Annotated in this window: 19 protein-coding genes; 11 read left to right on the forward strand and 8 right to left on the reverse strand. The window is 70.5% G+C overall.

The annotated features are described in order from the left end of the window. The first annotated feature begins 90 nt into the window (after positions 1–90). The 7 genes from ASE35_RS08440 (at position 91) to ASE35_RS08470 (ending at position 6,605) form a co-directional block, all read left to right on the forward strand. Positions 91–639, forward strand: a complete 549-nt coding sequence (locus ASE35_RS08440) for a sigma-70 family RNA polymerase sigma factor (RefSeq protein ID WP_162250647.1) — start codon at positions 91–93, stop codon at positions 637–639. Positions 640–642: 3 nt separating this feature from the next. Next, positions 643–1,476: a hypothetical protein gene (locus ASE35_RS08445; protein ID WP_057163568.1), complete on the forward strand. Its 834-nt coding sequence runs from the start codon at positions 643–645 to the stop codon at positions 1,474–1,476. Further along, positions 1,473–2,546: a hypothetical protein gene (locus ASE35_RS08450; protein WP_057163569.1), complete on the forward strand. Its 1,074-nt coding sequence runs from the start codon at positions 1,473–1,475 to the stop codon at positions 2,544–2,546. Before ASE35_RS08445 ends, ASE35_RS08450 begins: the two co-directional genes overlap by 4 nt. 25 nt (positions 2,547–2,571) lie before the next feature. Further along, a complete protein-coding gene (locus ASE35_RS08455; RefSeq protein WP_057163570.1) occupies positions 2,572–3,171 on the forward strand; it encodes an ankyrin repeat domain-containing protein in 600 nt (199 codons plus the stop codon). Between the two features lie 456 nt (positions 3,172–3,627). Next, on the forward strand, positions 3,628–4,740 hold the full coding sequence (locus ASE35_RS08460) for an NAD-dependent epimerase/dehydratase family protein (protein WP_082611187.1): 1,113 nt from the start codon (positions 3,628–3,630) through the stop codon (positions 4,738–4,740). Positions 4,741–4,869: 129 nt separating this feature from the next. Next, on the forward strand, positions 4,870–5,847 hold the full coding sequence (locus ASE35_RS08465) for an ABC transporter ATP-binding protein (protein ID WP_057163571.1): 978 nt from the start codon (positions 4,870–4,872) through the stop codon (positions 5,845–5,847). Then, a complete protein-coding gene (locus ASE35_RS08470; RefSeq protein WP_056178148.1) occupies positions 5,844–6,605 on the forward strand; it encodes an ABC transporter permease in 762 nt (253 codons plus the stop codon). Before ASE35_RS08465 ends, ASE35_RS08470 begins: the two co-directional genes overlap by 4 nt. Before the next feature lie 37 nt (positions 6,606–6,642). Here ASE35_RS08470 and ASE35_RS08475 read toward each other — a convergent pair whose 3' ends face one another. Together ASE35_RS08475 and ASE35_RS08480 are read right to left on the reverse strand one after the other, a co-directional pair. Further along, complete coding sequence (locus tag ASE35_RS08475; RefSeq protein WP_056178150.1) at positions 6,643–6,927, reverse strand: DUF4031 domain-containing protein; 285 nt, start codon at positions 6,925–6,927, stop codon at positions 6,643–6,645. Between the two features lie 46 nt (positions 6,928–6,973). Further along, positions 6,974–8,023 (reverse strand): diguanylate cyclase, encoded by a 1,050-nt coding sequence (locus tag ASE35_RS08480; protein WP_057163572.1) that lies wholly within the window; start codon positions 8,021–8,023, stop codon positions 6,974–6,976. Between the two features lie 236 nt (positions 8,024–8,259). On the opposite strand from ASE35_RS08480, the gene ASE35_RS08485 reads away from it, so the two are divergent. Then, complete coding sequence (locus tag ASE35_RS08485; RefSeq protein ID WP_057163573.1) at positions 8,260–8,655, forward strand: VOC family protein; 396 nt, start codon at positions 8,260–8,262, stop codon at positions 8,653–8,655. A gap of 10 nt (positions 8,656–8,665) precedes the next feature. Here ASE35_RS08485 and ASE35_RS08490 read toward each other — a convergent pair whose 3' ends face one another. The 3 genes from ASE35_RS08490 to ASE35_RS08500 form a co-directional block, all read right to left on the reverse strand. Then, positions 8,666–9,583 (reverse strand): rhodanese-like domain-containing protein, encoded by a 918-nt coding sequence (locus ASE35_RS08490; protein ID WP_057163574.1) that lies wholly within the window; start codon positions 9,581–9,583, stop codon positions 8,666–8,668. A 134-nt stretch (positions 9,584–9,717) separates the two neighbouring features. Next, positions 9,718–11,142, reverse strand: a complete 1,425-nt coding sequence (locus tag ASE35_RS08495) for a nicotinate phosphoribosyltransferase (protein ID WP_057163575.1) — start codon at positions 11,140–11,142, stop codon at positions 9,718–9,720. A 64-nt stretch (positions 11,143–11,206) separates the two neighbouring features. Then, positions 11,207–12,256: a bifunctional nicotinamide-nucleotide adenylyltransferase/Nudix hydroxylase gene (locus ASE35_RS08500; protein ID WP_057163576.1), complete on the reverse strand. Its 1,050-nt coding sequence runs from the start codon at positions 12,254–12,256 to the stop codon at positions 11,207–11,209. Between the two features lie 233 nt (positions 12,257–12,489). On the opposite strand from ASE35_RS08500, the gene ASE35_RS08505 reads away from it, so the two are divergent. Beyond that, positions 12,490–13,296 (forward strand): class I SAM-dependent methyltransferase, encoded by an 807-nt coding sequence (locus tag ASE35_RS08505; protein WP_162250648.1) that lies wholly within the window; start codon positions 12,490–12,492, stop codon positions 13,294–13,296. A gap of 34 nt (positions 13,297–13,330) precedes the next feature. Here ASE35_RS08505 and ASE35_RS08510 read toward each other — a convergent pair whose 3' ends face one another. After that, on the reverse strand, positions 13,331–13,789 hold the full coding sequence (locus ASE35_RS08510) for a carboxymuconolactone decarboxylase family protein (RefSeq protein ID WP_056178165.1): 459 nt from the start codon (positions 13,787–13,789) through the stop codon (positions 13,331–13,333). Between the two features lie 107 nt (positions 13,790–13,896). Here ASE35_RS08510 and ASE35_RS08515 point away from each other — a divergent pair, with 107 nt between their 5' ends. Together ASE35_RS08515 and ASE35_RS08520 are read left to right on the forward strand one after the other, a co-directional pair. Continuing rightward, positions 13,897–14,802, forward strand: coding sequence for a LysR family transcriptional regulator (locus tag ASE35_RS08515; protein ID WP_057163577.1), 906 nt, complete (start codon positions 13,897–13,899; stop codon positions 14,800–14,802). A gap of 184 nt (positions 14,803–14,986) precedes the next feature. Beyond that, entirely contained in the window at positions 14,987–15,202 is a 216-nt protein-coding gene (locus tag ASE35_RS08520; protein ID WP_056178169.1) for a hypothetical protein, read from the forward strand. A 63-nt stretch (positions 15,203–15,265) separates the two neighbouring features. On the opposite strand, the gene ASE35_RS08525 is transcribed toward ASE35_RS08520, so the two are convergent. Both ASE35_RS08525 and ASE35_RS08530 read right to left on the reverse strand, forming a co-directional pair. After that, positions 15,266–15,889, reverse strand: a complete 624-nt coding sequence (locus ASE35_RS08525) for a nucleotidyltransferase family protein (RefSeq protein ID WP_057163578.1) — start codon at positions 15,887–15,889, stop codon at positions 15,266–15,268. Next, a complete protein-coding gene (locus tag ASE35_RS08530) occupies positions 15,886–16,887 on the reverse strand; it encodes an XdhC/CoxI family protein (protein WP_162259041.1) in 1,002 nt (333 codons plus the stop codon). The genes ASE35_RS08525 and ASE35_RS08530 overlap by 4 nt, the downstream gene beginning before the upstream one ends. Positions 16,888–16,915: the final 28 nt, after the last annotated feature.

The raw sequence follows: 16,915 nt of genomic DNA on the forward strand, positions 1-16,915 counted from the left end.
GCACATCCGGGCTAACCGATCGCGGGGTGGGTGCATCCTAAGGGGATGGACGGCGGCGACCCACCCTTGGACAGCGCAGCGCAATCGGCGGTGGCACGCGCACGCGCCGGCGACGAGCGCGCGTTCCGCGGGCTGGTGGACGCGCACGCGCGGCCGCTGTTCCAGTTGTGCTTCCGCATCACCCGCGACGCCGCGTTGGCCGAGGACGCGGTGCAGGAGGCGTTCTACAAGGCCTGGCGCGGCCTGGCCGGCTACGACGGCCGCGCCGCGTTCTCGACCTGGCTGCACCGGATCGCGGTGAACGCGGCGCTGGAGCAACTGCGCCGCGACGCCCGCCATCGCCAGGACGGCCCCGCCGCCCATCCGGAGGACGAGGAAGGGGCGGATTTCCTGGCCGCGCTGCCCGACGACGCGCCGGATCCGGAGGCGCGCGCCTCCGGCGTGCAGATCGGCCTGCGCATCGACCGCCAGATGCAGCGCCTGAGTCCGTCCGAGCGCGCCGCTTTCGTCCTGCGTCATTGGGAAGGCGAACCGCTGGAGCGGATCGCCGAAACCCTGGGTATGAATACCGGCCAGTGCAAGCAGGCCATCTTCCGCGCGGTGCGCAAATTGCGCGACGCACTGGAAACCTTGAGGTAAGCCATGTCCATCCGCGACGACGACCTGATCCTGTACCACTACCGCGACGGCCTGGCGCCGGAGCGTCTGCGCGAGATCGCGTCCGCGCTGGCCGCCTCGCCCGAGCTCGCCGCGCGCTATCAGCGCCTGCGCCAGCTGTTGGCCGCGGCCGACGCCGACGCGCTGCCGCCCTACGATCCGGACCTGGAAGCGCGGCTGTGGCAGCGCCTGCAGCCGCGTCTGGCCGAGGCGCCGGCGGCGGCCACCGCGTCGGCGCCGCGCGCGACCGCGCGCGCGCATGCGCGGCCACGCCGCCGTCTGCGCGCCTGGGGCGCCGGCCTGGCCGCGACCGCGGCGCTGGCGCTGGCGATCTATCTGCCGTTCGCAGGCCGCGACCCGATGCCGCCGGCCGAGCCGGTCGCGGCCCAGCCCGCCGCGCCCGTGCCCGCGCGCGCGCCGGAGGGCGCCGGCAACGACCGCGCCGACCGCGTGCTCGACGCCTACGTGGCCGGACATCTGCGCAGCACCGAAGGCCTGTTGCTGAGCGTGGTCAACAACGAGGGCGGGGCGCTGGCGCCGATGGATCCGGCCTATGTGCGCGATCTGGTCGACGACAACCGTCTCTATGCCGCCGCCGCGGCCGAGCGCGGCGACCGCGCGCTGGCCGGCTTCCTGCATTCGCTGGAGCCGACCCTGATCGAACTGGCTAACCGAACGCCCGCCGCGGGCGTCGAACAAGAAAACGCGCTGCGCGACTATGTCGACGGCAGCGATCTGGTGTTCCAGGTGCGCGCGGTCGAAGCGCGTTTGCAACAGCGCAGCGGCAGCGCCGCCGCGCAGGAAGGAGCGACGACATGATCCGCCACATCCCACTGCGTCCGCGCCTGACGGCGCTGACCCTGGCCACGCTGCTGTTCGCCGCGCCCCTGGCGGCGGCGCCGCTGGATCCGGGCGGCGAGATGAACGCCCTGTATTGGCAGGGCCACAGCGCCCTGGGCTCGGGCGACTGGAGGGGCGCGCAACTGCGTTTCGCCGATCTCGAACGGCGCCTGCGCCAGAGCGAGCCCGATGCGGTCGACGCGGCCATCTATTGGCAGGCTTACGCGCTCATGCGCGCCGGCCGCGACGACGAGGCGACCGCGCTGGTCAAGCGCCTGCGTGGCGAGTTCCCGCGCAGCCGCTGGAACCGCGACGCCGCGCAGCTGCTGCACGGCAGGAACCAGGCGCCGGTGGTCGATGGCGACGACTCGCTGACCGCGCTGCTGCGGCAGCCGCCCGCGCAGGCGATCCCGAAACTGGTGGCCCTGCTCAACGGCAACGGTGCGCCGCGCCTGAAGCAACGCGCGCTGTTCCTGCTCAGTCAGATGGACGACGCCGGCGCGCTGGCGCAGGTGGCGGTGGTCGCGCGCGGCAACGATCCGCTGCTGTCCGAGCGTGCGGTGCGCATGCTGGCGGTGGCCAACGCCGGCGACGAGCTGCGCCAGGTCTACGCCGCGGTGCCGCAGGCCGATCGCAAGCTGCTGGTGCTCAAGGCGATGGGCGTGGCGGGCAGCTACCAGGATCTGGCCGAGGTCGCGCGCCGCAGTTCGAACGCGAGCCTGCGCCGCGGCGCGCTGCAGGCGCTGGGCGTGGCCGGGCAAAGCGAGGTGCTGGCCGAGGTCGCCAACAGTTCCACCGATTCGGGCACCCGGATCGCCGCGATCCAGGCCCTGGGCACCGCCAACGCCACCCGCGATCTGCTGGCCCTGTATCCGAACGTGCGCAGCGCGCCGCTGCTGCGCCAGGAAGTGCTGAAGAGCCTGCTGGTCGCATCCAACGAAGGCGTGGTGATGAAGCTGTATCACCAGGCCGCCACGGCCGACGAACAACGCGCGGTGCAACGCGTGCTGATCGACGCCGGCTACGACCCCAATCGCCCGCGCCGCTGAGCGCAACAGTTCCGGAGCTGCCCGCATGCGTATCCGCTATCCGATTCGCGCCGCGCTCTATGCGGCGCTGGTGCTGGGCCTGTTGGCCTCGATGCTGCTGAAACCGGCCAGCGCCGCCGCCGAGGACGGCGCGGCCTTGATCGACGCGGTCAGGGCCGGTCGCATCGCCGCGCTGCGTCACATGGTCGCGCGCGGCGCCGACGTCGACGCGGCCGTGCCCGGCGACGGCACCGCCCTGATCGAGGCCGCGCGCCGGCGCGATCCGGCCCTGGTCGCCGAGCTGCTGCGCCTGGGCGCCCAGGTCGACCTGCGCGTGCGCGGCGACGGCAACGCCCTGATCGCGGCCGCCGCGCAGCGCGACAACCTAGCGGTGGTTCGCCGCCTGGTCGAAGCCGGCGCGGACATAGACGCCATCGTCGAAGACGACGAGACCGCGCTGATCAACGCCGCGCGCAGCGGCGATGCGCGTGCGGTCGCCTACCTGGTCGAACGCGGCGCGGACGTCAACCTGGGCGTAGCGGTGCGTGCGCATGCGGGCGCGGCGCCGGTGTGGCGCTCGCCGCTGAATCAGGCGCGCACAGACGACGTACGCCGCTATCTGATCGAGCGCGGCGCGCGCCGCTGATCGGGACGCGTCGATCGGGCGCCGGGCTCCGGCGCGCGCAGGCGGTCGGCGAGAAACGCGCCGGTCGCGCACACACCCGGCAGCAAGCCGCGGCGATGCGACATCGTCAGGCTCGTGCTCATGCGGCCCGCCGCCCGGCCCGGAAGCGTAGTGCCGGTGGCCGGCGCTCAAGACCAGGCGACGGAAACTCCGGCGGCCGGTCCAGCGCGCTCGCTGGCGCCAACCAACGTCAAGCCGATCCCGGCCTCGCTTCGCGCATGCGGCCCTAGCGCGAGCGTGCGGCCTGTCCGCGGGGCGTGCTGTGCGGCAGCGATCGTTCTCGCGACGGCGCGCACACGATGCATGCGACCTGCGTACGCAGCGGATGACATTCGTCAGTTACGCCGCCATGGCCGCGATGCCAAGGTATGCCACAGGCCGGTCGTGTCGCGACCGGCGCAGGCAACGGAGGGCAGGATGAACTCGAACAGACGCGCCCTGGTCCTGGGCGCCAGCGGCGGCATCGGCGGAGAAGTCGCGGTGCGCCTGGTCCAGCGTGGCTGGGAAGTGCACGCGCTGCAGCACCGCAGCCGCATGGCCGGGCGCCGCGGCAACGGCATCTATTGGTGGCGCGGCGACGCGATGCAGCGCGACGACGTGATGCAGGCCGCCAAGGGCGCGTCGCTGATCGTGCATGCGGTGAACCCGTCCGTGTTCCAGGACGGCGATACGCAGTCGCTGAGCATGCTGCAGCACAGCCTGGACGCCGCCATCGCCGGCCGCGCGCGTCTGCTGTTGCCGGGCAGCGCCAGCAACTACGCGCCCTCGGCGTCGGTGGCGGAGGACGCGCCGCAGCAGCCGCAGACGCGGCGCGGCGCGTTGCGGGTGGAGATGGAGCGGCGCCTGCGCGACGCGGTGGAGCAGGGCGCGCGCGCCCTGATCGTGCGCAGCGGCGACCACTTCGGGCCGCACGCCGGCCACAGTTGGTTCGCCCAGGCCATGGTCGAACCCGGCCGCGCGGTGAGCGGCGTGCGCTACCCCGGCCGCGTCGGCATCGGTCACCAGTGGTGCTATCTGCCGGATCTGGCCGAAACCATGCTGCGCCTGGTCGAACAGGAGGAGCGCCTGGACGCCTACGAGCGTTTCCATGTCGGCGGACATTGGGACGCCGACGGCAGCGCCATGACCGCGGCGATCGCGCGCGCGCTCGGGCGCGCCGGCCTGCGCGTGAAGCGCTTCCCCTGGGCCCTGCTGCGCATGAGTTCGCCGCTGCTGCCGATGTTCCGCGACATCGCCGAACAGCGCCGGCTGTGGATGGAGCCGGTGCGGCTGGACAACCGTCGTCTGCTCGGCTTCCTCGGCGAGGAGCCGCGCACCGACCTGGACACCGCCGTGCGCGAGACCTTGTATGGCATGGGCTGCCTGCGGACGGCGCCGCTGCCGCAACCCGCGCCCGTGGTCGCGCGAGCGACGCCTACGCCCGAGCAGTTGCCGTTCGAACTGGCCCTGTTGGAGCGCAAGCTGCTCGATCGCGTGCTGCAGGACCATGCCGCGCAGCGGCATGGCGAGGAACTCGCGATCGCGGCCTGAGCGCGACGCCGTCCGCTGCACAGTGCGTGCGCGCCGGGTCGGGTAGAGTGGCGACGCTCGACCTGGTCGGCGGATCCCGCGCCGCCGGCGCCGCCCCGCTGTCGTCGCACCGATCCTGACGGAGTTGCCATGCCCTCGACCGCGCCAGCGCCCGACCGCGCGTCCAGCGAAGCCATCGTCTCCATCGTCGGCCTGACCAAGGCCTACGCCGGCGGTTTCCAGGCCCTCAAAGGCGTGGATCTGGCGATACGCCAGGGCGAGATCTTCGCCCTGTTGGGGCCGAACGGCGCCGGCAAGACCACCCTGATCAGCATCGTCTGCGGCATCGTCAATCCCACTTCGGGTACGGTGCGCGTCGACGGCCACGACATCCTGCGCGACTTCCGCGCCGCGCGCGCCAAGATCGGCCTGGTGCCGCAGGAGTTGTCCACCGACGCCTTCGAAAGCGTGTGGGATACGGTCAAGTTCAGCCGCGGCCTGTTCGGCAAGCCGCCCAATCCGCAGCATCTGGAAAAGGTGCTGCGCGACCTGTCGCTGTGGGACAAGAAGGACGCCAAGATCATGGCCCTGTCCGGCGGCATGAAGCGCCGGGTGCTGATCGCCAAGGCGCTGGCGCACGAGCCCAAGGTGCTGTTCCTGGACGAGCCCACCGCCGGGGTCGACGTCGAGCTGCGCCGCGACATGTGGAACATGGTGTCGGCGCTGCGCGCCAGCGGCGTGACCGTGATCCTGACCACGCATTACATCGAGGAGGCCGAGGAAATGGCCGACCGCATCGGCGTGATCAACCACGGCGAGATCGTGCTGGTCGAGGACAAGGCGGCGCTGATGCGCAAGCTCGGCAAGAAGCAGCTGACCCTGCACTTGCAGACGCCGCTGCAACGGCTGCCCGAACCGCTGACCGGGCTGCCGCTGGAGCTGTCGGCCGACGGTCAGGAACTGGTCTACACCTTCGATGCCCAGGCCGAGGAGACCGGCATCGCCGCGCTGCTGCGCTGCTTGGGCGAGCACGGCATCGACTTCAAGGACCTGCAGACCACGCAGAGCTCGCTGGAGGAGATCTTCGTCAGCCTGGTGCGCTCCAGCGCGCGCGGAGCGACGCCATGAACGTCTACGCGATCCGCGCCATCTACTACTTCGAGATGCACCGCACCTGGCGCACCCTGATGCAGAGCATCGCCTCGCCGGTGCTGTCGACCTCGCTGTACTTCATCGTGTTCGGCTCGGCGATCGGCTCGCGCATGGTCGCCATCGACGGCATCAGCTACGGCGCCTACATCGTGCCGGGCCTGATCATGCTGGCGCTGCTGACCGAGAGCATCTCCAACGCCTCCTTCGGCATCTACATGCCCAAGTTCACCGGCACCATCTTCGAGATCCTGTCGGCGCCGATCTCCTTCGTCGAGGTGGTGCTGGGCTACGTCGGCGCGGCCGCGACCAAGTCGGTGATCCTGGGCGCGATCATGCTGGCCACGGCGCGCCTGTTCGTGCCGTTCGAGATCGCGCATCCGTTCTGGATGGTCGGTTTCCTGGTCCTGACCGCGGTCAGCTTCAGCTTGTTCGGCTTCATCATCGGGGTCTGGGCGGACGGCTTCGAGAAGCTGCAGATCGTGCCGATGATGATCGTCACTCCGCTGGCCTTCCTGGGCGGCAGTTTCTATTCCATCCACATGCTGCCGCCGCTGTGGCAGAAGCTGTCGCTGTTCAATCCGGTGGTGTACCTGGTCAGCGGCTTTCGCTGGAGCTTCTACGGCGTGTCCGACGTCAGCATCGCGGTCAGCGTGGGCATGACCGCGGCCTTCCTGCTGCTGTGCCTGCTGGCGATCTGGCTGATCTTCCGCACCGGCTACAAGCTCAAGTCCTAGGCGCGCGCAAGGCCGCTCGCCGCGGCGACGCGTCCGATCAAGGCCGCTCGCCGCGGCCTTGCGCCTTGGCGTTGGCGATCACCGCATGCACCAGCTCGCGATCGCGATGGCGCGAGATCGCGACCGCGCCCAGGGCGATCGCGCGTTCGCGCATCGCGGTGTCGACGTCGTAGTGGGCGCCGCTGGTCTTGTTCTGGAACGCGCGCCGCGGAATCCCTAGCCGCTGCGCGAAGGCGTGCAATTCGTCCAGGGTATCGGCCATCAGGTGGGCCCAGCGCGCGCCGCGCCAGGGCCAGACGGCATCGTCGACGTAGACGGTCATGCGCGATCCGGTGGGGAAGGGGACCAGTATCCGCCAGGCGGCGGCATCATTGCGCCAGTTCGACGCGATCGCGGCCGGCGGCCTTGGCCCGGTACAGGGCCTTGTCGGCCTTGCGGATCCAGGACCCGGCGTCGGGCGTGCTCGGCCCGGCTTCGGCCGCGCCGATGCTGATCGAGCAGCGCAGGCCCTGCGCGAACAGGCGCTCGCGCACGCGCTCCAGGGCGCGTTCGGCCACGTGTTGGGCCTCGTTGAGGTCGGAGCCCGGCAGCACCACCGCGAACTCGTCGCCGCCGTAGCGGCCGGCGGTGTCGGTCTCGCGCAGGCAATGCTGCAGCAGCGCGGCGAATTCCTCGATGACCTGGTCGCCGACGGTGTGGCCCTGGCTGTCGTTGATCTGCTTGAAGTGGTCGATGTCGATCATCATCAAGGTCGCCGGCCGCTGGGTGCGCTGGTGGCGCGCGAGCTCGCCGCGCACCACTTCCAGCCAATGCCGGCGATTGGCCAGGCCGGAGGCGAAATCCACCACCGCGACCTCGCGCAGCAGTTTGTTCTGCAGGCGCACCTTGTGGCCCAGCTCCCAGGTCGCGATGCCGATGGTGAGCGGGTAAGCGATCAGCAGCGGCAGCGAGCCCAGGATCTCCATCTGCCCGCTGTGCGGCGCGAACGCGAAACCGTTCAAGGCCGCCACGATCAGGCAGGCGGCCATCATCCACAGCAGCGCGCGCGAGGCGAAGCGCGGGCCGCCGACGCTGAGCTTGTCCATGGTCAGCATCACCGCCAACAGCACCGAGGGCAGCAGGTTGAACTGCATCAGCGCGATCCAGACCCCGCCCATGGCCGAGTCCACGGTCAGGTTGCGGAACTCGGAGCGGTCGGGGTGGGCATTGCGGCGCGACAGCCAATAGGCCAGGTGCGGCCAGACCAGGCCGTTGAACGCCAGCAGCGCCCACACCGCCGCCGGCGCGTCGGTGGCGTACAGGCCCGAGCCCACGCACAGCATGCCCAAGCCCAGGCCGATGCTGCGCATGCGACGGATGCGGCGGATGAAACGCAGGTGCGACTGCGTCAGGTCGGCGGCGAGTTGGGTGGACGGCATTGCGACAGCCTGTGGTTTGGACCAGTGTCTCGAACCAGGGTCGGGCGATGTCGTGGGGGATGCGGCTCGTCCTGCCCGAATTGTCTCAGATCGTCGTGCAGGCGATGTCGACGCGGCCGCGCCGCGGCCCCGCAGGCACGGTCGAACCGGCATGCCGATCGTGGCGTGAAGGCGGGGCCGCACCGAGCTGGCGATGCCCGCCCTAGAATGGGGCTCGCCCGATTGCGACCACCGTCATGCGGATTTCCGCCCTCCATCACGTTGCCCTGATCTGCTCCGACTACCCGCGCTCCAAGCACTTCTACACCCAGGTGCTGGGGCTGCGGGTGATCGCCGAGGCCTACCGGGCGGCGCGCGACTCCTACAAGCTCGACCTGGCCCTGCCCGACGGCAGCCAGCTGGAGCTGTTCTCGTTTCCCGATCCGCCGCCGCGCCCGTCCTACCCAGAGGCGCGCGGCCTGCGCCACCTGGCGTTCGAGGTGGTCGACATTGAGGCCGCGGTGAGCACCCTGCAGGGCCATGGCGTGAGCGTGGAGCCGGTGCGGGTGGACGAATACACCGGCCGGCGCTACACCTTCTTCGCCGACCCCGACGAACTGCCGCTGGAGTTGTACGAGCGCGCGCCCGACTGAGCGCGCGTCTTCAGTCGCGCGCGATCGCGTGGCCTTCGGCCGCCCAGGCCGCGAAGCCGCCCGCGAGCGGGCGCACGCGCTTGTAGCCGCGGCGCTTGAGTTCCTGCGCCAGCACCGCTGCTGAGGCCTCGCTGGGACAGTCGCAATAGACGATCACTTCGTCGGCCGGTATCAACGGCGCGTCCGACAGGGTGGCGACGAAGATCGCGCCCGGGATCCAGCCCGATTCGGCGCGGCTCTCGGCGCGGCGGACGTCCAGGATGGTCGGGCCGCTGCCGTCCTCGATCATGCGGTAGAGCTCGCCGACCGTGATCCGGGCCATGCGCAACTGGCGCAGGAACCACTGCCGGCGCACCCACTTGTAAGCCACGAAGGCCGCGATCAGCGCCAGCAACACAGGCAGCGCGTAGTGGCCCAGCGCTTCCAGGCGCTCGAGCACGTCGTTGACCGCGCGATGGAACACCGCGCCCACCGCCACCGCCACGCTGGCCCATAGCAGCGCGCCGATCGCGTCGAACAGCAGGAAGCGGCGCGTGCTGGTGCCGGTGTCGCCGGCCAGGGTGGTCGCGACCGCGGCGAAGCCGGGCACGAACTTGGCCAGGATCAGCGAGGGCGCGCCCCAGCGCGCGTACACGCCGCGCGTCATCAGCACGCAGGAATCCGGCGACAGCGACAGTCGGCACATCAGCTTCAGCAGCGCATTGCCGAACCGGCGCCCGCCCAGGAACCACAGCCAGTCGGCGACCACCGCGGCGGCCGAGGCGACCAGCACGATCGCCAGCAGGCTCTCGCCGCGGTCGACCGCGATCGCGGCGGTGACGATGATCGGCGGGTAGGCCGGCACCGGCAGCCCGCCCTGATCCAGCAGCACGGCGACGAAGACCACAAGCAGGCCGTAGCTTTCGATCAGGTGCAGCAGCATGTCCATCGGGCTCTCGGGCGGCAGGCCACGCGGGCCAGAGCGGCAGTGTCCGCGCAGCCCCGGCGCCGCGCAATCGGCGCCGGGAAGAAGCAGCGTTGCGCGGCTGGCACGCCGCGCCAACGGGCCCGTGGCGCCCGCGCTTACAGCCGCGCGGCGTTGGCCAGGGCGCGCACCTCGTCGAAACGCCAGTCGCGCAGCAGGCGGCCGTTCTCCCACACCGTGACCATGGCGTCGTCGTAACCGGCCGGCCGAGTCAGATCTTCCAGCGTCGCGGCCTCGGCCGGCACCGGCACGGTCTTGAAGTGGCCGTACTCGCGATGGCGCAGCAGGGTCATGCGACCGCGTTTGCTGGCCTTGCCCTTGTCGGTGACCGGGTCCTTGTAGACGTCGATCCATTCGCCGTTCACGCGCGCGGCCGAGCACTTGAGCGCGAACTTCTGGGTATCGCGGTCCAAGCGTTGCAGCAGCGCGCCGCCCATGCCGAAGGCGAGGTTGTCGGTGGCGTAGCCGTAGCTGGTCGCGCGTTCCAGGATCGCGCGGATGCTGGTCGGGTTGATGCCGTCGCCCTGGATCACGCGCACGTGGTTGAGCACCTTGTAGCCCTTGCCGTTGACGGTATGGCCGAAGGCTTCGTCGAGCAGGCTCAGGCACTGGTGGACCACGTCGACCGGGTCGCCGGAGTCGGGGCGGATCACCACGGTCGCGCCCGAGGCGATCACTTCCTCGCGCAGGGTCTTGCCCCAGTGCTCGCGGATCGCGTGGAAGATGTCGTAGCTGTCCGAAACCACGGCCACGATCGCGCCGGGCTTGGCGAACTGGCGCAGCATGTTGCGGTAGGCGTCGACCTCGTGCTCGCGGCCCCAGCTGGTGATGGTGCTGTGCTCGGCGGCCGGGATCGAATAGCCGGCCATGGCCTCGTGATAGTAGGCGCGCGCCGCGAGCAGGCCGGCGACGGTGTCGGTGCCCATGAAGTTGACCAGGTGGGCGACGCCGCCCAGCGCGGCCGATTCGGCGCTGGATACGCCGCGCGCGCCGAAGTCGTGCAGCTTGAACGGCAGTTGGCCTTCGGGATCGTCGCTGGTGCGTTCCAGGAACTGGCGGATGGTCTGCTTGGCGTGCCAGCTGATCGTGGCCACCGTCACCGGGTACCACAGGCGCAGCAGCAGGGTCTCGACGTAGGACGGCACCCAATACGCCTGCGGGTCGGTGGATTCGATCGTGACCAGGGCCTGATGGGTCGGCACCACCGTGCCTTCGGGCACCGCGCGGATGCGCAGCGGCAGCAGGCCGCCGTGGTGATCGACGATGTAGCGCCAACCGGCTTCGTTGAAGGGCTCGCCGTGCGCGGCGTAGAGATCGCGCGCCTCGTCGATATCGGCGTGGCTGATCGGCTTGCCCAGGTATTCCTTGAGGATGGCCTGCAAGCCGAAGAATACGGTGCGATCGTAGACCCCGCCGCGCGATTCGACGTAGAAGAACGTGGCGTCGGTGCCGGGCGGATACTGCAGCCAGTGACTGGCCTTGTAGCTGTCGGTGTTGAGCAGCAGGTTGTTCAGGCATTGCATGACGGGAAGCTCCTTCGCGTCGGGATGACCGGCGGTCTGTCCGCCGGCGGGGGCGGCCGGCGGTTCAACCGCGGCCGAGGAAGAACTCGAGTATGTGCAGGTGGTCTTCGAACAGCTGCGGGCCCATCTCCAGCGCCACGCTGACCGGAATCCAGCGCGCCTTGTCGGCGTCGTCGCCGCCGCGCACGTCGGGCAGCTCGCCGCTGGGGAAGTCGAAATGGAAGGCGTGGGTGATGGTGCGCCCGCGCTGGCTGCGTTCGGGGTGGTCGAACACGTGCTGGTGGCGGATCGATCCCTTCAGCACCGGCAGCGGAATCTTCAGCCGGGTCTCTTCGCGCAGCTCGCGCAGGCAGGCGTCGAGCAGGCTTTCGTCCTGGCCGACGAAGCCGCCGGGCAGCGCCCACAGGCCCTTGCCGGGCTCGGCGCGGCGCCGCACCAGCAGCACGTGGCCGGAATGCACCACCACCGCGTCGGTGGTGACGAAGGTGGGCGGGTAAGGCGCGTCGGCCCAGGCCGCGCGGTAGGTGTCGATGAACTGGTGCTCGGCGACCAGTTGCTTGAACGCCGGCGAGTTCTTGCGGAAGGCCTCGAGCATGTCGAACACCGGGCCGGGCACGTTGGCGCGGATCAGCATCAGGCCGCCGTGGCTGTCGAGCTGATTGGCCTCGTACAGATAGCGGCGCAGCTCGGTGGCCGACAGGGTGGCGGTGTGCTGCACGTCGACCAGTTGCCACTGCGGGAACTCGCGCAGGTAGTAGCTGGAGGTGTCCTTGTCCTGACCGATCAGGCCCACCCGCGCCTGCGCGTCTCCGCCGTCCTGGGCGATCGCCTCGGCGACCGCGCGCTGCACGCCGGCGATCCAGCGGCTTTCGTTGTAGAGACGGTCGCGCAGCGGACGCACGATCAAGCGTTCGGCGGCGTCGCCCAAGGCGGATTGGATCATCACCGCGCGTTCGGCCACGGTGAACGGGTTCTTGGTGGTGCGCGGGGTATCGGCCGAGCCGACCAGGAAGATGACCTTGCGGGCCTTGCTCAGGGCGAGGCGGGCGACGGCAGCATGACCGTTGTGGAACGGTTCGAAACGCCCGATGAAAACCAGGTAGTCGTAGTCCATGAGGCTCCCTCACGGTGAGTAGCCCCGGGTCTGTCCCTGGGCTTGTCGATCATGCTACGCCGATCGCGCGAAGCCGACAATGCGGTCGCGTGGTTCGCTCGCGACCCGTCCGGGATGCCGCTGCCGCGTCTACGCCTGATCCTCACATGCGCCGTCGCAAGATCGCGTATGGGGCGAATGCCGACGCGAACGGACGCGCGGCGGCGGCCCCGTCGCTAGGCGGGAGGAAGCACGTGCAATTGCAAGGCGCCCAGCAGACGCTGTTGATCACGCTCTACGCCAAGGCCCTGGACAACCGTTCGGCGCAGCCGCTGCTGCACGACGAACTGGCCGACGAGATCGTGCGCCGGATCGACTACGACTTCGGCCGCTTCCCGCTCAATACCGGCCAGATCGCCGGCATCGCCCTGCGCGCCAAGGTGCTGGACGAGTGGGCGCGCGAATGGCTGGCGCAGCATCCCGACACCATCGTGCTGCACCTGGGCTGCGGCCTGGACACGCGCGTGTTCCGGATCAATCCGCCCGCCGATCTGGACTGGATCGATATCGACTATCCGCAGGTGATCCAACTGCGTCGCGAGTTGCTGCCCGAGCGTTACGGCAGCTACCGCATGCTGGCGGTGGACGCGTCCGATCCGGACTGGCTGGCGCCGATCGCCGGCGGCCGCCCGGCGCTGGTGATCAGCGAAGGCCTGTTCCCGTATCTGGAGGAGGCCGACGCGCGCGACTTGGTGAAGCGCGTGATCGACCGCTTCCCGCGCGGCGAATGGTTGTGCGACATCTATAGCCGCTTCGCCCTGCGCCTGCTGCGGCGCTCCTGGGTCGGCCGCAGCACCGGCGCGCGCTTCGGCGATTGGGGCGTCGACGATCCGCGCGAGATGGAGGACTGGCATCCGCGCCTGACCTTCGTCGACGAGCCGCGCTTGAGCGAACGCCCCGACGTGCTGGGTCTGCCCGCGCGCCAACGCTGGGTCTACCGCGCCTACGACCGCTGGAGCTGGCTGCGCCGGCTGGGGCGGCTGGCGCGCTACCGATTCTGAGGCGCGCCAACCGTCGTTACTCGCCCCCTCAACCTCATGCCGCGTTGGCGGCGCGGGTGGCCGGCGGTGTCTTGCGGAACGGAATCGCCAGACGGTTCCAGGCGTTGATCGCGATCACCGCGTAATTGAGCGCGCCCAGGTCCTGTTCGCCGAACGCGGCCAGCGCGCGCGCATAGACCGCGTCGGCGACCGGCGCGTCGGCCACGCGCGTGACCGCTTCGGTCCAGGCCAGGGCGGCGCGTTCGCGTTCGCTGAAGGGACCTTCGTCCCACACCCGCAGCAACTGCAGGCGTTCGGCGGTTTCGCCGTGGGCCATGGCCTCGCGCGTGTGCAGCCACAGGCAGTAGGCGCAGCCGTTGATCTGCGAGGCGCGCACGTTGATCAGGTCGATCAGCGCGGTTTCCAGGCCGCTGCGTTCGACCGCGCTGTGCAGGGCGCCCAGGGCCTGGAGGCCGCTGGGTAGCAGGGTATTGGTGTCGAGGCGTTGCGACATGTGCGTGCTCCATTAGGGGAAGGCGGCGCCCGTGCCGGGCGTCTGCGGAGCAGGTTAGGATGTTCATCAGTGAAATACATTCCGACAAGAATGCAAGCGGTGATTGCATGAATGAACAACGCCTGTCCTGGGACGACTACCGTTTCATCCTCGCCGTCGGCCGCGCCGGTTCGCTCAACGGTGCGTCCAAGCGGCTGGGCGTGAGCCACCCCACGGTGTTCCGGCGCATCAACGAGATCGAGCGTAAGCTCGGCGCGCGCCTGTTCGAGCGCGCGCGCGACGGCTATGCGGCGACCGTAACCGGCGAGGAAGTGATCGCGGTGGCGGCCGAGATCGAGCAGCGTATCGAGGCCACCGAGCGCCGGCTCTCGGGCCTGGACGCGCGCCCGGCCGGCAGCTTGCGCGTGACCACGGCCGAGGCCCTGCTGAGCGGCCTGATGCCGCCGTTGCTGGCGCGGTTCCGCCAGGCCTATCCGCGCATCGTGCTGGAACTGACCGCCGACAACGCCACCCGCGACCTCAGCCGCCGCGAAGCCGACGTGGCGCTGCGCCCCGGCGGACAACCGCCGGACAGTCTGATCGGGCGCAAGATCGCGACGATCGCGGCGGCGGTGTACCGGCCGCGCAAATTCAAACTGCGCGCGGGCGCCGACCTGGGCGAGCAGGATTGGGTGGTGCCGGACGACAGCCTGTCGCATATCGCGATGGCGCAGTGGGGGATCAAGCGCGGCTATCACGAGACCGCGGTGCTACGCAGCAACAGCCTGCTCGCGCTGCGCGACGCGGCCGCGGCCGGGATCGGCATGGCGGTATTGCCCTGCCATCTGTGCGACGGCGATAAGCGACTGGTGCGGGTCGGCGATCCGATACCGGAGCTGCGCTCGGACCTGTGGCTGCTGACCCATCCGGATCTGCGCCGCAGCGCGCGGGTCAAGGTATTCCTGGACGCCATGCGCACGGGCTTCGCGGAATTGCAGCCGCGTCTGGACGGATTGCCCGCGCGCGAGGGGTAGGAAAAATCCTACAAACGATCGAGCGCTCGGATGACGTTATCTGAGTCACGAAAAGCGCACATTGAGCTCGTCCCCGACAGCACGGCCTTAGGCACCGGCAGGACGCCGCGCCACGGAGACGGACGCCGAGACAGGAACTGTCGGAGCTGGGCCGGGGACGCCTTATTCAGAGCAAGGAAGCGCCATGTTTCGCGTCGAACTGAAGCTGCGGAACGGCAACGGAGGCAAGGCCCTGACCACCGCGATCGCGGAACTGGCGCAGGATTACCTCAGCCCCGAAGCCGCACTGGAAGCGGTGCTGCCGCTGGCGCAGCGCTACGCGGAGCAATCGCGCAATGGACTGTGGCTGCGCATCTACGACGCGCGCTCGCAGGCTGTGTTCGGCACGCTGGTCCCCTAGGCCCGCGTGAAGCCCGTGCCGCCCGGAACGTTGGACGAGCGCTCCGGGCGGCGCGGGCGCCTCTCAGGCGTTCGCGCCGCGATCCAATACGCCACGATCCAGCAAGCCGGCCGCGGCCGCGCGCGCGACGTCGGCTTCCACGTCGATGTCCCAATGCAAGGCGGGGGCTTCGAGCCAGGTCAGTTCATCCGGCGGCAGGCGCGCGAGCAGCGCACCGAAGCCGCGGTCGCCGTGCAGGCCACGCGCCTGCGCCATCAGTTCGCCTGAGACCACCGCCGGAATGCCCGGCGCATCGCCGTGGCGGGTCGCCGCGCACTGCGAGCGCGCGCGCGTCGCGCCTGCGAGCAGCGCTTGCAGATGTTCCAACTCCAAGGCCGGTTGATCGCAGCCCAGGATCAGCACGGGCCCGGCGTGTGTAGCCAAGGCCGTCGCGCCGCAGTGCAAGCTACTCGCCAAGCCGAGCTCCCAATTTGGATTGAGGCAGACCTCGGCGGGCAGGTCGGCGATCGCGGCTTGCAGGGCGTCGGCCTGCGCTCCCAGCACCACCAACAGGCGCTGCGGTCCCGTCTGCGCGGCCAGGCGCACGGCGCGATGGATCAGGCGTTCGCCGTCGCGCGTCAACAGTTGCTTGGCGCGACCGAGCCGGCGGCTGCCGCCCGCGGCCAGCACCAGCGCCGCATGCGTCATGCCGGTGCGTGGCGCAGCGACTGCAGCTGCGCGGCGACGCTGAGCGCGATCGCTTCCGGGCCGTCGCCGCCGAGCTTGAGCCCGATCGGCGCGTGCAGGCGCGGCGCGAGCGCGGCGCGCGCGGCTTCGGGCAGCACCCGGAACAGGTCGTCGCGACGCTGGTGGGGCCCGAGCAGGCCGACGAATCCGATCTCGCTCGTGGCCAAGGCTTCCAGCGCTTCGCGGTCGAGTTCGAAATGATGATGCATGACCAGCGCGGCGTCGTGCGGACGCGCGCTCGCCAACGCCTGCGCGGGGGCACGCGCGATCGCGTAGTCGGCGTGCGCGGCCTGGGCGGTCCAGCGCGGGCGGCGCTCGACCACGCTGGTGATCCAGCCCAGCGAGCGCAGCAGCGGCAGCAGCGAGGCCGATTCCGGACCGGCGCCGAACACCAGCACCGACGGCGGCCGCGCGATCTCCAGCAGCCAGGCGGTCGCGCCGCGGCCCAGCCACGAGGGCGTCGCCACCGGCAGGGTCCAGGGCTGGTGCTCGCCGCCGACGCGCACGCGCATGGCGCCGTTGAGGTTGATGTCCAGGCGCAGGTCGCCGTGACCGCGCCGCCACTCGTCGACCAGCGCCGGCAGTTCGCGCAGTGCGGCCAGCGGCAGCAGGGCCAGGCGCAGGCGGCCGCGGCAGCCGATCGCCGAACCGTCGAACAGGTCCTCGTCGCTGCGGGTGTCGATGTCCATCCACTCGACCCGGCCGTAGCGCGCCGCGGTCGCGGCCAGCTCCTCGATCTCGGGCTCGATGCAGCCGCCGCTGAGCCAGCCGACCTGGCCCTCGCGCGCGCCGAACAGGGCCGCCGCGCCGGGGTGCACGTAGGTCGAGCCCTCGCTTTCCAGGACCACGGCCAGGCTGGCCGGGTCGCCGCGTTCCTGCGCGCGCACCGCGGCTTCCAGGGTGCCGCGCACGCCGCCGGCGGCGGGCAGGGCGGGCGCAACGGGCGGAGCGTCTGGCACGGCGAATCCCTGAGCGCGGACGACCGCC

The sequence above is a fragment of the Lysobacter sp. Root916 genome (genome assembly GCF_001429785.1).
Classification (GTDB): domain Bacteria; phylum Pseudomonadota; class Gammaproteobacteria; order Xanthomonadales; family Xanthomonadaceae; genus Lysobacter.

Excerpts from the sequence above, each read along its gene's own strand:
- ASE35_RS08445 (WP_057163568.1), top strand. The coding sequence starts at position 643 with ATGTCCATCCGCGACGACGACCTGATCCTGTACCACTACCGCGACGGC.
- ASE35_RS08450 (WP_057163569.1), top strand. The coding sequence starts at position 1,473 with ATGATCCGCCACATCCCACTGCGTCCGCGCCTGACGGCGCTGACCCTG.
- ASE35_RS08455 (WP_057163570.1), top strand. The coding sequence starts at position 2,572 with ATGCGTATCCGCTATCCGATTCGCGCCGCGCTCTATGCGGCGCTGGTG.
- ASE35_RS08460 (WP_082611187.1), top strand. The coding sequence starts at position 3,628 with ATGAACTCGAACAGACGCGCCCTGGTCCTGGGCGCCAGCGGCGGCATC.
- ASE35_RS08465 (WP_057163571.1), top strand. The coding sequence starts at position 4,870 with ATGCCCTCGACCGCGCCAGCGCCCGACCGCGCGTCCAGCGAAGCCATC.
- ASE35_RS08470 (WP_056178148.1), top strand. The coding sequence starts at position 5,844 with ATGAACGTCTACGCGATCCGCGCCATCTACTACTTCGAGATGCACCGC.
- ASE35_RS08475 (WP_056178150.1), bottom strand. The coding sequence starts at position 6,927 with ATGACCGTCTACGTCGACGATGCCGTCTGGCCCTGGCGCGGCGCGCGC.
- ASE35_RS08480 (WP_057163572.1), bottom strand. The coding sequence starts at position 8,023 with ATGCCGTCCACCCAACTCGCCGCCGACCTGACGCAGTCGCACCTGCGT.
- ASE35_RS08485 (WP_057163573.1), top strand. The coding sequence starts at position 8,260 with ATGCGGATTTCCGCCCTCCATCACGTTGCCCTGATCTGCTCCGACTAC.
- ASE35_RS08490 (WP_057163574.1), bottom strand. The coding sequence starts at position 9,583 with ATGGACATGCTGCTGCACCTGATCGAAAGCTACGGCCTGCTTGTGGTC.
- ASE35_RS08495 (WP_057163575.1), bottom strand. The coding sequence starts at position 11,142 with ATGCAATGCCTGAACAACCTGCTGCTCAACACCGACAGCTACAAGGCC.
- ASE35_RS08500 (WP_057163576.1), bottom strand. The coding sequence starts at position 12,256 with ATGGACTACGACTACCTGGTTTTCATCGGGCGTTTCGAACCGTTCCAC.
- ASE35_RS08510 (WP_056178165.1), bottom strand. The coding sequence starts at position 13,789 with ATGTCGCAACGCCTCGACACCAATACCCTGCTACCCAGCGGCCTCCAG.
- ASE35_RS08515 (WP_057163577.1), top strand. The coding sequence starts at position 13,897 with ATGAATGAACAACGCCTGTCCTGGGACGACTACCGTTTCATCCTCGCC.
- ASE35_RS08520 (WP_056178169.1), top strand. The coding sequence starts at position 14,987 with ATGTTTCGCGTCGAACTGAAGCTGCGGAACGGCAACGGAGGCAAGGCC.
- ASE35_RS08525 (WP_057163578.1), bottom strand. The coding sequence starts at position 15,889 with ATGACGCATGCGGCGCTGGTGCTGGCCGCGGGCGGCAGCCGCCGGCTC.